Source organism: Desulfobacter curvatus DSM 3379 (assembly GCF_000373985.1).
GTDB lineage: Bacteria > Desulfobacterota > Desulfobacteria > Desulfobacterales > Desulfobacteraceae > Desulfobacter > Desulfobacter curvatus.
In genome coordinates this window covers 1-16,393 of record NZ_KB893067.1, presented here as the reverse complement: position 1 = coordinate 16,393, position 16,393 = coordinate 1, and the positions used below count along the sequence as shown (strand labels likewise).

Genomic DNA, 16,393 nt, shown 5'->3' with positions numbered 1-16,393 from the left:
CCTCATGAGATGATATAAATTGAAGATAGTTGATTCCGGCGGCGTATGGGGTTGAATAGTTGGTTGGGATGTGTAACCGGTTTGTTCGGCTTTGCTTCCAAAGATCTGTTGAAATGGAAAAGATATATATAGCGCCTCAAGTCCTGGTAAATCCCACGAAAGCGAATCGGATTTGTCTTCCCCCTTCCATGGGAGAGGGATACATAAAAAGTATTCCCCTCAAATCAGGGATGCAATTGATCATAATGGACTATACACCTGAATGTCCCGTTACCCTGGAGTATGTTCCCCCTTTTGCGCCCATTGGATTCGGATTCCGCTTGTCAGGCTGCAGCCAAGTATATTCGTCGGGACAAAAAAAAGGCAAAGACATCGGGCCGGGTCACGCCGGTTTTAATTGTTTCAAAGATTTGGTTGACCTTACCGAAACCGTAGATATGGAACGGGTTGTGCACATAAGTATCTTAATGGATTTGAAGCGGTTTTACGCTTTTTCCGAAGGGGAAACTAAAGGGTTGCCGTCGCAACTTGAGAATTTGCCTAACAGGGCCTTCTGCCATAAAGGCCAAATCACACCAGCCATGCGCGCCACAATTTTTCACATATTTAACTGTCCATACCAGGGATGGGCCAAAACATTTTTTCTTGAAAGCAAAGCCCTGGAACTGATTGCGCATAAAATCGAACAAATTGAATACGTTGACAACCAGAAACCAGGCACCGGGCATTTACCGGCCCCGGACCTGAATCGTATACGGGAGGCAGCTCATCTGCTGGCTGGGGATCTGGAAACAAGCCCTGATCTGAATCAATTGGCCCGGTCCGTTGGGATGTGCCGCAGTAAGCTGCACCGCTGTTTTCGGATTGTTTACGGTGTTACACCCTTTGAATATCTGCGCAACCGCCGCCTTGAAACTGCCATGGATTTTTTGATGGATGGCCAGATGAATGTCACCCAAGCCGCCTATGCGGTGGGCTATTCCAGCCCCAGCTATTTTACCAAGGCGTTTAAAAAATATTTCGGCTGCCTGCCCAGTGAAAATTTCTATTAAATAAGTCTTGAAAGAATATTATGCTCTGGACTAAAAAAATACGATCGGGCTAATTAAAAATAGCCAGTTACCAGCACCTCTCCTATAAATGTAATATATGCCAATCTACAAAGAGGGCCATGTGCCGGAGCATTCGTGACTATGCCCTTCAGATGAAAAAGCGATAATACATACGAAAAAGGAAGGTGAAATGAATCTGTTTGTCAAACCAATGATCATTGTAGGAACGGCAATTCTGTTGTGTTCAGCCCATCTCCCGGCCATGGCCGGACAAACGCTTAAAAATCAGTCTAAAATTTCGAAAACGCTGGAGACCATAACCGTCACCGCCCAAAAGCAGGAGGAAAACATCCAGGACGTATCCATGGGGATCACCGCATTCTCAGCCCAGGGAGTTGAGGACGCAAAAATTGAATCCTTGTCGGATCTGGCTGATCTTGTCCCCAGTTTAATGGTGTTTAACGAAGGCGGGGCCGGCATGAATACACCCTCCATGAGAGGCATTCATGCCCCCTTTGAAACGATGACGCTTTCCACCGGACTTTTTATAGACGGTGTACCGATCCAGTCAATTCTTGGATTTGAGAATACATTTCTTGATATTGAACGGGTGGAGGTGCTCAGGGGGCCCCAAGGCACCTTGTATGGGAAAAACACGGAAGCCGGTGTAATCAATATCATTACCCGGCAACCGGACAACGACTTCAGAGGGAGCCTGTCTGCCGATATTGGCACATGGCTCTCTTCCGAGAACGATGACCGCTTAACGCAAACGTATACCATCAACTTTAGCGGTCCCATTCAAACAGATAAATTTTTTATTGGGATTGCCGGAAAGTTCTGCCAGAAAGACGGTATCATCGAAAATACGGAAACCGGGGAGGCGCCTGATGATAGAGAACACTGGTTTGGCAGGGCACATCTGCGCTGGACCCCGACAGATCAATTGGATATCTCTTTTATTGCATCACAACTTGAATACCACGGAGGCGGGACCCATATGAACCTGGGAGAATATGGGGCGTCGGCATACCAGTTGCCTGCGCCCGAGTACCGTAAGGTCTCTTCCAATTTAAAGTCGGAAAACAATGGTTCGGAACAATCCCAATCCCTTAAAATTAATTATGAAATCAACGATGCGTTTGAATTGACGTCAGTTACCTCGAGAAGAGTCTATGATGACAAGGCTACCAATGATTTTGATTTCACCAGCGCAACCTTAACGCATACGGATAAAGACAACCAATTCTCTACATTGTCCCAGGAACTGCGCTTGAGCTATGACAATGGCGGCGTGAAGTGGATTGCAGGCGTCTACGGTGATAAGGAGGAGGTAAATTATGACTTTAAGACGGATTATGGGAGCATGATCAGTGTTACTGACAGGGATATTGATGGAAATACGTATGCTGTTTTTACCAATCTGACCTATCCGCTGTCCCAACGGTTCAGCCTTGTCGGCGGTTTGCGCTACGAGACAACAGAAAAGGACTTTCAAGATCATATCAACGCAAAGGATGCCGATGATTCATGGGAGGCCATAAGTCCCAAGCTTGCCTTGGAATACCGTCCTTTGCCGGGAACCATGACGTACCTAAACGTATCCAAAGGATACCGCGCCGGCGGATTTAATTTTCAGGCCACAGATTCGCAATATTACACCTTCGATGAAGAGGAATTATGGTCCTATGAAATCGGCGTGAAAAATACCTTTTTAAATAACAGATTGATTGTCAACGCCAGCATTTACTTGATGGATATTTCCGATATGCAGGTGTCGGAAAAGGTTTCATCCCTTCAATCTTATGTAACCAACGCAGCCGAAGCAACCGGTAAGGGGGTTGAATTGGAGTTAATGGGCAAAATAACCGCCGGCCTGACCATAACCGCCGGTTTCGGCTATACCGACATTGAATTTGATGATTTCAAGGATACTGCCGGAGATTACCAGGGAAACAAAAGTACCTACAGTCCTGAGTATACGTTTAATATCGGCGCCCAATACCGTTGGGAAAACGGCTTTTATGCCCGGGCGGATTTGATTGGTTATGGTGAAATGTACTTTGACAAAGCCAACGAATATAAACGGGATGCCTATCAAATAGTCAACGCCAAAATCGGATATGAGACGGCGCAGTTTGATATCTATCTCTACGGCAAGAATATTTTTGACGAGGAATACGATTCTTATGGGTACTATGGGGGGTATTACACCATCTATAGCGATCCGGGAGAGGTGGGCTTCCAGGTGACTTTCCGCATCTAGATTTTCAAAAAACTTAAATATCAAAATACAAAGCGAGGAGGAGATATGAAAAAAATATTCAATCTCCGTCCTGCTGACACCTGCCAGTGAAAATTCTTAACAAATAAGGTCTAAACATATTGAATTTTGGAACAAAAAAAGACGATCGGGTCAATTAAAAAGAGCCAATTACCAGTACATCTCCTAATAATGTATTATCTCCCTATCTAAAGCTTGTTTTTATTATAAGTTTGCCGGAATTGTTTTTGTGGGTGGAGCTATTGCGCTTAAGCTTAAGGAGAAAGAAAATGAAAATTTTTCAATCAGCCATCGTAGTTATTTCGATCTTGATTGCCATAAATCAATCCATAGCAGAGAGTGAACAATCGAAAATATCGTTGGATTCCATCACTGTAACTGCAAATAAGCAGGAAGAAAATATCCAGGACGTTCCAATGAGCATCACAGCTTTTGATGAATTGATACTTGATGACAAGAATATCTCTTCTATTAGCGAGTTGACCGATTACGTTCCCAATCTGGTAATCAACGCTCAAGGCGTTTCAGGTTCGGCAAGACCTGTTATGAGGGGGATGTCCGCTGAATTAGGAACAAAAAGTGTTTCAACCGCCATGTTCATTGACGGAATTCCAGTTTTAACTTTTGCTGGGTATGAAGATACATTGCAGAATATTGAGCGGGTAGAAGTGTTACGTGGTCCCCAAGGAACCTTGTACGGAAAAAGTGCCGAAGTAGGTGTTATCAATATTATTACCCGCCAACCAGATAATACTTATCGTGGAAAAATCTCGGTTGATGGTGGAGAGGATTATAAAAAAGAAATTGCTTTTAGCCTGAGCGGACCGATTGCTCAGGATAAGCTCTTCTTTGGATTGTCAGGCCAATATTACGACAAAGAAGGTTTCATTAGAAATGGGTACACAGGTGATGAGGCAAACGATGAAGCACATTGGTATGGAAAAGGCCAACTTAAATGGACGCCGATAGACGACCTTGATATTAGCTTAATTTTTTCCCAGCTCGAATATGACAATGATGGCAACACCATGGGGTTGAGTAAAAATGGTGCCGCCGCTTTGGGACTGACGGCTTCCGGTGACCGGGAAGTATATTCTGACCTTGACACCAAAGAGGAATCATACACCAACAGTCAAGCCTTAAAAGTTAGTTACGATTTTAATGATACATTAAATGTAACTTCAATCACCTCCCACCGCTTTTCTAAAACTGAGTTTGATATTGATTATGATTTTAATCCCGTTGCATTATGGCCTGCATCGAATAATAACGAATACGACAAAATTGCTCAGGAACTGAGGTTATCATCAAATACGGAGAAGATGAGTTGGGTTGCCGGTATCTATTATGATAAAGACGAGGATACAACTGACGTTACAATGGCTTCTATGACAAGAAATAGGGAACTTGGGGGCGAAGCCTACGCCCTTTTTGGGCAACTTCGTTACGCATTAACTCCCAAACTTGGCGTGACTGGCGGTCTTCGTTATGAAATACAGGACAAAGACATGCAAGATTATACTTCCGGAAACTCCTTTGATGATACCTGGGATGACTTTGCACCTAAATTCAGTGTGGATTATGCCATAACGGGACAGGTCATGGGGTACGCCACGGTTGCGAAAGGCTTCCGATCAGGTGGTTTCAATGCGATGAGTACAGATTCGGAATATGACAGCTATGATAGCGAAGAGCTGTGGTCCTATGAAATAGGATTTAAAAGTCAACTTTTTGAGAACAGATTAATCGTAAACAGTGCACTATTTTACATGGATATAGATGACATGCAGGTGACAGAGACAATCGATCCATGGACGTACATAACCAATGCTGCTACTGCAGTCTCCTATGGCGCTGAACTTGAAATACAGGTAAAAATCACATCTCAATTCACCATGACGGCAAACGTTGGCTATACGAATATAAAATTTGATGAATATCAGGACGACTCAGGCGACTATAGCGATAATAAAGCGCCTAATGTCCCTGAATATACATTTGCCATAGGTGGCCAATATCGAACCGGGAACGGCCTTTATATCGGAGTTGATTTGATTGGTGTTGGAAAAACTTATTTAGAAAGAACAAATACATATGAAAGAGATGCTTATCAACTAATTAATGCCAAAATTGGGTATGAAGCTGAAAACTGGGATGTTTATCTCTATGGTAAGAACATCTTTGATGAAGATTACTCAAGTGAAGGAGAAACTTATATGACATACAGCGATCCCCGTGAACTAGGCGTAAAGCTTACCTACCGATTTTAAGACATGAAGTGGACCCGGAAGGAACAATGTAGATAAAGGAATTCAACATGAAAAAATTACCTGATTTGAATACACGAATAGATCACCTTTACGACATCATTAATGGCTATACGAGAACCCAGTTACTTATTACCGCCATTGAACTGAAAATTTTCGATTGTCTGTCAACACCGCAATCCGCTGAAACGGTGGCGACCAGGTTGAAAACCCATCCCGTGTATACGCAGTATTTGCTTGACGGCCTGGCCGCGTTAAGCCTGCTGGATAAAAAAAATGGCTGTTACGGCAATCAGCCCGATACCCAGGCAGTATTGCACAGCCAGAGTCCGGCCTATCAGGGCGAAGGCTTTTCCATGATGAATAAAATGTCCCAAGCCGTTCTTGGAGATATGGGCCATATTGTGCGCTTCGGACCCCGTGAAAATTCTGTGGATATAAGTGATGAAACTGTCTGGGAAGCCTATGCCCGGTCCATGGCCAACTACGAACGGGGTGGAACCGCCCAGCAAATGGCGACCAGAGTTTCGCAAATTAAAGGATTTTCATCCTTTAAGAAAATGCTGGACCTCGGTGGCGGCCCGGGCCTTCACTGCATTGCCATTGTGGCCGAACACGCTAGTATGCACGGGGTGATCTTTGACCGGCCCGCAGTGGTTAAAGTGGCTGAGGAATTCATTGCCGAGTACGAAATGGCAGACCGGATAACAACCATGGCAGGCGATTATATCAAAGATCCCATCGGTGAAAATTACGATCTGATTTGGGCCAGTGCAACACTTAATTTCGTCCGTTTTGACCTGAAATCCATGCTTGAGAAAATCCATCATGCCCTGAAACCGGGAGGCGTCTTTGTCAGCCTGGCGGATGGGTTAACACATGAACGTACCCGTCCCAAGGCATATGTATTGGGATGCATGTCCTGGATGTTTTCAGGCCCGGACCTGATGTTTAACCGTGGCGAAATAGCCGAAGCCATGCGTCGCGTTGGTTTTTCATCCGTGGAAAGTGAGACCGTAAGGACCGCCATGATGCCTATGGAGCTGGATATTGCCAGGAAAGCACTTTGAGCCGTGAGCGTGAAAGGTCAGTTGTCCATTAGGTTTTTATATTAATTAGTAATTCTCGACTTAAAAACAAGCCGTAGCTAACTATTAATTGTGAATCAAGATTTTTTTTTGTAGCAAAGTGACGTGAAAATGTTTTTGGGTGGTGTAAAAAAAGGTTGTATTTTATTATAAGTTTGATTTGGCTAAGTATTGAAGTTGAAATACAAAATAGATCGGGCAGATTGAATTTTTTATTGCCGGGAACAACCTGCTTGAAGGAATCGCTGCAGGCAGCGAGATTATTTATTCCATATTATAAATGTTAACTTTTTTAATTTATCCTTAAGGAGATCTAAAATGAGAAAGAAATTGGCCATTTCCCTGTTTTTGATTGTATCCGTTTTTTCCAGCACAGTATTTGCCGCAGATAAGGAAAAGGAGAGCATCACCGACCTCTCGCCATGGAAAGGAAACAATGCATCCATTGTCAAACTTTACGACAGTGATGCCGGAGAAAAGTTTTTTGAGAAAGTGACGGAACACGCACCCAAAGGGTATACAAAAGAAATGGTAAAAGACTATATTTACGACATGCATGCCCTGAAATTTAAATCCCTGAACGTTGTGGATGAAAATACGATCATCATCGACAACAAGCTTACCGGGGATTATGTCTATGTCGGCAGCCTCAGTACAAAAGCTGGGAAATATGACGTCACCTGGCAGATTTTTAAAACCGATTCAGAAGAAATGATCCAGGGCGGATTTAAATATTTTATTTTTCTTCCGTTTCACGGGCATGGAGAGGACTCTCTAAGGCACGCCCATTTCAGGTATGGCAATGAAAATTTTGATTACTTGGCGACCGATCCTTCGGTGCAGTCGTGGTGGCCCACTGCTTATCAGCCGGAAACAACCGATGAAGCCAAAGTTATGGCGCGGATGATCAACAAAACAGCAAAGTTGCAGGCAAAAATGCTGCCGCCGTTGGAGAAGACAATAAACCAGTAAGACGAAAAAAGGGATGATGGATCACGGCATAAGTGGAAAAAGCAAAGGCTTTTGATTTACCCCCAAAACTCTGCGGCAAAGTTTTTCTTCATACAAAGACGATTTGTCGCAGAGTCTTTCGGTTTTTTGTTTTCTAATGGCATTCCATTAAAATTATGGTTCCGGTCATATTGACCGGAACAGCACATTCAATACAGGCTGTCCCTGGATAATGCACAGATAAAGGACGGGAAACTTGCACTGACCATTTCTGCCGCCAAAATGGAATCCGGGGTTGAAAGAGGGACGATGGAAAGAAGTTTTTCTGCTCCCCTATTGGTTGGAATGGCTTATGAATCAGGGAATTTTAAGGCCGTCAGGCAGATCATGATCCGGCCGGGACAAAACAGGTATGCCCTGGATTGCCGTTTTTATTCGGCTACCGTCGTTCTTGATCCGTATTATTGGTATCTAATCGAAGCCAGGAAAAAATGTTCGAAAAAATTAAAAGTTCAATCCAAATAATGGCTTGGTGTATTGCCAAAATACTTTTTAAATTCTTTGGAGAACGTCCTTTGCTGGGCGTACCCCACGTCATAAGCAACTTGTGTCACACTTTTGTTCCCGGATTGCAGCAGACGCTTGGATTCTTCCAGCCTGAACGTGCGAAGAAAGTCAAAGATAGTAACGCCATAAACCTTACGAAAGCTCTGGCTTAACGTTGTTCTGTTCACCCCCACCTTCCTGGAAAGATCTGTAAGGGAGGGAGGATTTTTAATATCGGAAATCATTATGTCTCTGGCTTTGAGGACGAAATCCGGGGAATCGGTTGTCAAGTTAAAGCAGGAGGTGTCCTGCCCCTTATCAGGATTGAGTTGATCAAAACCGAACCTCATCAGTTCCAGGGCTTTACTTCCTAAAAAGAGATACCTGCGGGCATCAATGTAAGTACATCCGAGGATTTCATGAATACAAATATTGATGGAAGGATTCATGAACACAGGGCAGCAAAAAAATTCACCTTGTTTTTGGATAGCCAACATGCCTTCTATCGTTCGAGCGAATTCCCCTGCTACGCCTTGGGAAAAACGTTTTATAAACCACGGCTCCATTAAAAGCCCAATGACACAAAAGGGTTTTGCAGGGCAATGGATCAGTTCGCTCTTTAAGCTATGTGCATAGGTTAAATACCCATGATTTGAGCAATAAGTGGTTTTTTGCTCTTGGATATGGTGCTGGAGATGAGACCCTTCACCAAGAAAAAAAAGAAGACGAACAAAATTTGTTTCCTCTTCTTCTTCAAAAGAAATGCTAAAAGCGGTGGACGGATACTGCTTTGAGATTGCCAAAATCAAACCAGGCTGACACTTAAGTTGATATACAAAGCCCTTGCTGAGGCCGTTTAAGTTGTTGGACCAATTATAGAATATTTCATACCCGTCTTTTTTTTCTAAAAAAGTATTTGGATTAAGGCATGGTTCATAATAATTCTGAGCTGAAATAATGAGAGGTCCGCGTCTTTCCATATAAGGGCATCTTTTTATCTTTAAAGTTTGTTATCCAAGCCAAAGTTATCTTATTATTTTATTAATTGTTTAGTCAAGGTGATTTTCTGTAGCCAAGTGATGTAAAAATGTTTTTAGGTGATATTAAAAAATATTTTATTCTATTATAAGTTTGCCGTGACTACAAAAAAATAACTAAAAAAGGGCAAGGCTATGAACAAATTAAAAAGGATAAGTTTATCTATTGTTACATCCTTACTTTTGGGAAATCTTCTTTATGCGCAAGATACGCAAACTTTAGATTTAGACAGCGTAACGGTAACGGCAAATAAAATGGAAGAGGATATCAAAGATATACCGCAAAGCATTACAGTTATGACGGATGTAGAGATTGAAGAAAGAGGGATAAAGGATGTTAGCGAATTAATAGAATACATTCCAAATCTCAGCTCAACTGGAACAGTAAACTTTAGAGGTCTAAATTACTCTGCGTTTACCAATACAAGCCCAATGACAATCTATGTAGATGGCGTTCCTTATACTCACATGTGGGGATTTGATAAAACCATATCAAACATCCTAAGAGTCGAGGTGCTAAGAGGTCCACAAGGGTCAATCTATGGGAAAGACTCTATGGGAGGAGTTATCAATATCGTCACAAAAGAGCCTTCTAATATAGTAGAAGGAAGTGTAAAAGCCGAGTATGGTACGGATAATTATCAAGAGGCCGTTTTTGATATAAGCGGACCGCTGATTAACAATAAGCTCTATTTAGGAGTAAATGGTGTCTATTCTCAGAGTGATGGATGGGTTACAAACCACTATCCCGGCAGCAGAGGAGACAATGCAAATGAAGAAGAGAGGTATCTTGTTAATGCAAAGCTGATATACAACCCAACTGATGATTTAAGCATAAAATTCAATGCTTCTGAAGAGAGCGATACAAGATATGGTCGAGAGGGTGGAATCATTCCTTCAGGTACAGATATTCACAGCTATGAAAGAGATGATTTCAAAGATGCCCTCTATGATCAAGATACATATAGAAAGAGAAAATCTGATGCTCAGGCACTTCATATAGATTATGATTTCGGTGATATAACATTTTCTTCTTTGACAACACACAAAAAAACAGAACCTAGTGCATATTATGATTCTGATGGTTCTTATGGTACTGCAAAAGACGGCTTCCATTATTTCATGGAATTTGAAACAAAAAATATTGCCCAAGAGTTTAGACTTTCAAGTAATAGTGACAGGTTGAGATGGGTTGCGGGGTTATATTATGAAAACGAAGAAAATGACATTATAGTTGCAACAAGAACTGCTATGAATTATGACGCAATTTCTGAGATCGAAAGTGACACAATGGCTGCCTTTGGACAAGTAGTTATCCCTTTTTTAGATGATAGTTTAGAGCTAACCTTAGGCGGACGACTTCAAAGGATTAAAAAAGATATTGATTTGGAAACTTATTTAGGAGCTCCTCTTTATACCCTTGATGAGGATAAAACGTGGGATGCTTTTTTGCCAAAAATTGCTCTCTCATACAAGATAAACAGCGATCTAAACACTTACTTTAGCATCACAAGAGGGTATCTTGCGGGAGGGTTTAATTACAACGCAAGCGCTGGAACAACGGAGACAAATAGCTTTGATGCCCAAGAATCTACCAATTATGAGCTTGGAATTCGAGGGAATTTATTGGATAACAGCCTCTATTTCTCAGCCGCAATTTTTTATATGGATATAGAAGATTTACAGGTTTGGAGTATAGATCCATACACAGATGTTAGATCTACATCAAATGCAGGCGCGGCGCATTCGCTGGGTATAGAGATAGAGCTTGGATATGCCGTAAATGATAATTGGAAGATAGATACCTCTTTAGGGCTGATAGAAGCAAAACATGATGATTACATAAATGCAGACGGCACTGACTTAAACGATAAGAAAATACAAGATACCCCTTCATATACGGCAAATATCGGCGTGTCATATTTTAATCCCAATGGCTTTTACGGTAGATTAAATATCAGAAATCAAGGAAAGATGTATTTCGATGAAACCAATACAGTATATGAAAATTCCTATACCGTAGCCAATATAAGAGTAGGTTATCTCTTTGATGATTGGGATATTTATGCTTATGCCAAAAATATAACCGATGAAAGTTATTTAACAGGAGCATCTCAAACCAGTGTAACTTTTGGCGAGGGAAGATTTGTAGGCATCGGCGTAGGATACTCCTTTTAAGCTAAAAGGTATTTTCCCTATAGACCCGCGGTCACACCCGGCCGCACACGCTCGGTGCCAAGCCGAGCTGCTTTCCCTAAGGAAATAAAAATGACAAACGGTTTGATCGTAAAAGGTTTGCAAAAAACATACACCAATGGCGTGCGGGCACTTGATGACGTGGACTTGCAAGTCAGCCCCGGCCTGTATGGACTTCTGGGGCCGAACGGTGCGGGCAAGAGCACCCTGATGCGCACACTCGCCACCCTGCTGCAACCGGATGCCGGGGAGATTCTGCTCGACGGCATTGATGTGTTGGCCGAGCCGGATCAACTGCGTCGGCAACTCGGTTATCTGCCACAACAGATTGGCGCTTATCCTGGGGTCAGCGGGCGAGGCCTGATGAAGCGTTTTGCCTGGCTCAAGGGGCGTACCGATAGAAGGCAGCGCCGCCGCGAAATCAGCCAATTGCTCGAACAGGTCAACCTGACTGAGGCTGCGGATAGAGCTGTGTCCGAGTATTCGGGCGGTATGTTGCGCCGCTTCGGCATTGCCCTGTCGTTGATCGGTTCCCCTCGTCTGTTGATCGTCGATGAGCCCACCGCGGGACTGGACCCGACGGAGCGCAACCAGTTTCATCGTGTGCTCGCAGAGGTAGCGACCGAAGCTGTCGTCCTGCTCTCGACCCATATTGTCGAGGATGTGGAAAACCTGTGTGGCCGGCTTTCCATTTTAACCGATGGTCGCATTGTTGCCACCGGTTCACCTGCAGAGCTTATCGAACCGTTGCGCGGTCGTCTGTGGTCTCGTGTGATTGCCAAGAATCAGGAACCACCCGGTGATGCGCTACGCGTTCTGGCTCATCCAAATGGCCTGCGCGTTATTATGCAAGGCGAACGTGCACCAAAGGGGGGGTATGTGTCCCATCAGCCAAGCCTTGAAGATGCCTACCATGTAGCCCTACAAGCATCCGGCGAGGAGGTCGATGTATGAACCGGATTGCCGTTTACTGGGCGGAGTTCCGTCATGAAATCCGCGCCGGTCTGCGCGGGCCCTTGTTTACTATCACTGCAATCGGCTTAACGTTTTATATGCTGATGGTGCTGACCAATGGCGATGGTATGCGTGGTTTTGGCATCATGCGCAATTCTGCGACGATCATGTATCAATTCTCTACGGGTATGTCCATGTTTCTGTTTTTTGCCTGGGCATGGGTTTTTGGGCAAGTGGTGTTGCGGGATCGTAACGTGCATCTGGATGAAAATGTGCTTAGTTCTCCTGTCCGTTTACCTAGGCTGCTGTTTGCACGATATCTGGGTGCTGCCGTTGTGGCGTTTTTACTCGGTGCGGTTATACCGCTGAGCTTTTTTCTATCACCAGTGCTGGTCTGGCTGGAATTGGTACCGCAAGAGGCGGTTGGTGCTGCGCCAGTGTTGCCGGTGTTGTTAAGCTTGCTGCTTTTTGTGCTGCCTACTGCCCTGGGGATAGGCGCTTTGTTTGTCACTAGCGCACTGCGGACACGCTCAACAGCAGGACCTTTCGTTGTTGCCGCACTCCTGATGCTGATCTGGATGATAGGTCTTATCGTCTTTCGCGATGGTGACATCAGCGATACCATCGCAGCTGTGGTAAATCCGACTGTGGGCAGTGAAGTCGCCCGCCAGATTGTCGACTTAGCGCCGAACGAAAAAGTTGATTATCTTATAAAGGTGACGCAGCCCTATTTGATGAACCGCTTGGTGTGGGTCTTGTTGCCTGTTGGGCTGCTGCTGATTCTGCTTAGCCGCTTAAAACGTGAACATCTGCTGCTTGATAACAACAAAAAAACAGTGCGTGATAACGCTGTCAAAGAGAGCTTATCCGTTGTAAAGACACCTGCCCCGGCTGGTGTGATTGTCAGTGGTAAGCCCTCGTGGATACGCGCTCTGCTTAGCGAAGCACTATGGCATTTGCGGCTCTCTTTGCAAAACAGGGGCCTGCTGCTGGCATTAGGTATTTTGCTGCTTATGAGTGTAAGCACCTCGATTATGTTTGTGCTGCAAAATGGTCAGGGCCCCATGATACCGCGTGTAGAGTATTTACTATCGTTTTCCGGGACTTTTTTCTATTTGCTTATCATGTTTGCAGTGGCAGGATTTGTCGGCACGCTGATGCGCCGTGATAAGCATACTGGATTTGAAGAGATGTTTGATGCCGCACCCGCACCACTTGGTACACGTGTAATGGCGCGGATTTTGGCAGCTTTTTTATTGACGATGGTTCTGGCTTTGTTTCCAGCGCTCAACACATGGATTGTCATGGCTATTGGCGGGGTGACTGTTTCATGGTGTGATCCGCTGGTATTTCGGTTGCTTGTGATGATGCCTGCCATGCTGGAGATATGTGCCCTAAGCGTGCTGAGTCACACGCTTATTTGCAATGCAGGCGCTGCGTACGGTATCTCCATGCTGTTTGGTTTTATCGCGATAATGAATATGGAGGCAGGTCTGGTCACCTATCCGCCGGCGCAGGTCGGTATAGCTATGGGCATGAGTCTGTCAGCCTTGAGCGGTTGGCAACCATGGATAGATAGTCTTATAGTCACCGGTTTACTAAAACTCGGTGTCGTCACTCTTTTGGCTTCATTGGCTTGGCTTAGCTGGCAACGCGGGGTGGATACGGGTTTTGCCAAGCGCCGGCATATGGCATGCTCTCGCATCCGCAGTGTTGCTCCGCTGGGTATTGTCGGGTTCTTGTTGATTATGATACCCGCTCTAGTGCTGTATCAAAAATTGGTGGTTCACGGCGAGTATCAGTCCCTGGATGCAGAGATGGCCGAAGACGCTGCCTGGGAACAGCAGTGGTGGAAAAAGGGGGGCGCCTATTCATTGCAAGGCGGTGAAGTCCGCATTCAGGTAAACCCACCCGAACGGACGGTGACGGCGCAGTGGACATTGAATGACGTCCGGGCTGCTAATGGGCTTTTGCACGGCAGTCTGCCACACGGTGTCAGTATTAGTTCTGCGGTAGTTGAAGGTAAGGCGGTCGTCCCGGATACGGCCTATGACCATTTCACCCTGCCACTGGATGGCTGCTCGGCTCAGGGGTGTGATGTGCAGCTGATGTTGACGGCCGCGCTGCAGGATTGGCCGGTGGATAAAGTACAGTCCTGGCTACTCCCCTCGGGTGTCTGGCTGCGTGCCGCTGATGTTTTACCGACATTGGGGCTTGATCCGGATCGTCGCCTGCGCATACCTGCCGATAGAGCGCAGTTTGGTTTACCCAAGTTCCCAGACAATCTGCCCCGACATGCCATGCAATCGGCCGAGGCCGTCGCGCCGGGAGGGTCTTGGCGTTGGCGTGTAGAGATTGACGCTGAAGGTGTCAGCACACAGACTTCCGGTTCATTGACCGGCCCCTTGGACTTTGCCATGATCTGGCTGTCTAAGACGCCGGAACAGACTACACAAGACGGTGTCCAGGCTTGGCATGGGCATGGATACGGGCAAGCCGCTAAAGATATCCTGGAGGATCTGCAGCTTATGGCGCAAAGCGTCGGCGATTTACTGGGGCAGGTCCCAGATGTTCGTTATGTTGTCCAGGTACCCCGCGAATTGGGGGAACCAGCACTGCATGGTGAGCTGCTCTGGCTGCCGGAAAACCTCGGCTGGGACATCAATGGCAAAGGCCCGGGACGCAAACGTCGGCGCGCGGCCATAGCCTCGGCTCTTAGCCGGCATGTATTGCTTCAAGCTGCTGACCTGCGTGCCGAGCCGGGTGCCGAGTGGCTGCTCTCCGGGGTATCGGGCTGGGTCGGTATGGAATGCCTGCGACGCAGCGACGGTCAGCAGGCATGGCTTGCCGAGCAAAACTGGCAATCGAAAGAACTGTCCGAAGCACTGAATAAAGGACTGGAAGCACCGGTCAGCAGGGTAGCCGATGCCGGTAAGACCGAATGGACTAAGCCTTATACAGCACTAAGCACACTGAACTGGGCCGCCGGACAAGGTTCTGAACAAACAGCCGCTTTGATCAAGGCACTGCTCAAACGGCTTCAAAATGACGAACCTTTGCCTGAGGCGTTGACAGCACTGGCAGGACAACAAACGGCCGAGCGTTTACTGGGTATGCCTGTGGTTGCAGATATTGCATTACGTGCAGATGACAAACAGCAGGTGCAAATAAAGGCTCAGCGCTGGCAATGGCATGACAAGGGCTGGCAGTTGATCGAACCGCCCCGGGAGGTTTTACAGCTCGTGGAACAGGAGACACAGCTGCTTGATTTGCAAAAGTTCGCAGAAGTAAGCAATGCGCAGGATTTTGTCGTGCTGGATAGCTGGCCCAGTGTTGAGCGGACACCGAAAGATAATGTTTGGAGACACACTGCCAAAGTGTCCAAGCAAGCTATCTTAACTGATTGATTACCTTGACTATTTGCTAATAAATTTCTATTATCCGTTGACGGTTTAGTGGCACGCCTGCAGTTGCTCCCATTCAAAGGTTACAATATTGCGCTCATCACGGTTGAATTCCACACCGATCAGGTAAATTTCGGCCATGCCGGCCCTGTATTTTTCGGCATATTTTTTTTGTTTTATCTGTTCCAGGGCCGTTCCCGGTGTCTTGTCTATATCCACCACCTTGAATTCAAATATATAGGCCCTGTTATCTATTTTTACCGTCATGTCTATGCGGCCGTGGCTGGTGGTGGTATCCTCGGCCGTCACGTCCCCCGGATGGCCACCCAAACTCCCCCACTTGTGGCCACCCCAAAATCCCCCACCTAAACGTCAGCAAAATCTGTTGTAATCGCTGATAATCAAAAAATTTAGGGAAAAAGGCGACAGAACGTTTAACGTCTCATGTATCACTTGATCAATGCATACATGGGAGTTGGAAAGGATGAACGTTTTGAAACCAGAAAAACGAGCAGCAATGACCACCTTGCTCAACCAGAATGTCAGTCAGCGTGAAATAAGCAGAAATACCGGCATAGACCGTAAAACAATCCGGAAGTACATTCAGCAAAATG

At 45.5% G+C, this 16,393-nt stretch carries 10 protein-coding genes; 8 read left to right on the top strand and 2 right to left on the bottom strand.

What is annotated here, in order from left to right; all coding sequences use genetic code 11:
• Positions 1 to 245 precede the first annotated feature (245 nt).
• From B147_RS30415 to B147_RS0115145, 5 genes are all read left to right on the top strand, one after another.
• Positions 246 to 1,052, top strand: a complete 807-nt coding sequence (locus B147_RS30415; RefSeq protein WP_157237905.1) for a helix-turn-helix transcriptional regulator — start codon at positions 246 to 248, stop codon at positions 1,050 to 1,052.
• 190 nt (positions 1,053 to 1,242) lie between these two features.
• Positions 1,243 to 3,318: a TonB-dependent receptor gene (locus B147_RS0115160; protein ID WP_020588048.1), complete on the top strand. Its 2,076-nt coding sequence runs from the start codon at positions 1,243 to 1,245 to the stop codon at positions 3,316 to 3,318.
• Between the two features lie 287 nt (positions 3,319 to 3,605).
• Positions 3,606 to 5,606, top strand: a complete 2,001-nt coding sequence (locus B147_RS0115155) for a TonB-dependent receptor (RefSeq protein WP_020588047.1) — start codon at positions 3,606 to 3,608, stop codon at positions 5,604 to 5,606.
• A gap of 47 nt (positions 5,607 to 5,653) precedes the next feature.
• Positions 5,654 to 6,673, top strand: a complete 1,020-nt coding sequence (locus B147_RS0115150; RefSeq protein WP_020588046.1) for a methyltransferase — start codon at positions 5,654 to 5,656, stop codon at positions 6,671 to 6,673.
• 336 nt (positions 6,674 to 7,009) lie between these two features.
• A complete protein-coding gene (locus B147_RS0115145) occupies positions 7,010 to 7,663 on the top strand; it encodes a hypothetical protein (RefSeq protein ID WP_020588045.1) in 654 nt (217 codons plus the stop codon).
• Positions 7,664 to 8,154: 491 nt separating this feature from the next.
• On the opposite strand, the gene B147_RS30410 is transcribed toward B147_RS0115145, so the two are convergent.
• Positions 8,155 to 8,991: a helix-turn-helix transcriptional regulator gene (locus B147_RS30410; RefSeq protein ID WP_157237904.1), complete on the bottom strand. Its 837-nt coding sequence runs from the start codon at positions 8,989 to 8,991 to the stop codon at positions 8,155 to 8,157.
• 369 nt (positions 8,992 to 9,360) lie between these two features.
• Between B147_RS30410 and B147_RS0115130 the strand changes: the two genes are divergently transcribed.
• The 3 genes from B147_RS0115130 to B147_RS0115120 all read left to right on the top strand — a co-directional run bounded on the left by B147_RS0115130 (position 9,361) and on the right by B147_RS0115120 (position 15,782).
• Positions 9,361 to 11,403, top strand: a complete 2,043-nt coding sequence (locus B147_RS0115130) for a TonB-dependent receptor (RefSeq protein WP_020588042.1) — start codon at positions 9,361 to 9,363, stop codon at positions 11,401 to 11,403.
• 90 nt (positions 11,404 to 11,493) lie between these two features.
• Positions 11,494 to 12,375, top strand: a complete 882-nt coding sequence (locus B147_RS0115125) for an ATP-binding cassette domain-containing protein (RefSeq protein WP_020588041.1) — start codon at positions 11,494 to 11,496, stop codon at positions 12,373 to 12,375.
• Positions 12,372 to 15,782, top strand: a complete 3,411-nt coding sequence (locus B147_RS0115120; protein WP_020588040.1) for an ABC transporter permease — start codon at positions 12,372 to 12,374, stop codon at positions 15,780 to 15,782. Before B147_RS0115125 ends, B147_RS0115120 begins: the two co-directional genes overlap by 4 nt.
• Positions 15,783 to 15,827: 45 nt before the next feature.
• Here the strand turns inward: B147_RS0115120 and B147_RS0115115 are convergent, their stop codons facing one another.
• Positions 15,828 to 16,109 (bottom strand): PD-(D/E)XK nuclease domain-containing protein, encoded by a 282-nt coding sequence (locus B147_RS0115115; RefSeq protein WP_020588039.1) that lies wholly within the window; start codon positions 16,107 to 16,109, stop codon positions 15,828 to 15,830.
• Between the last annotated feature and the right edge of the window lie 284 nt (positions 16,110 to 16,393).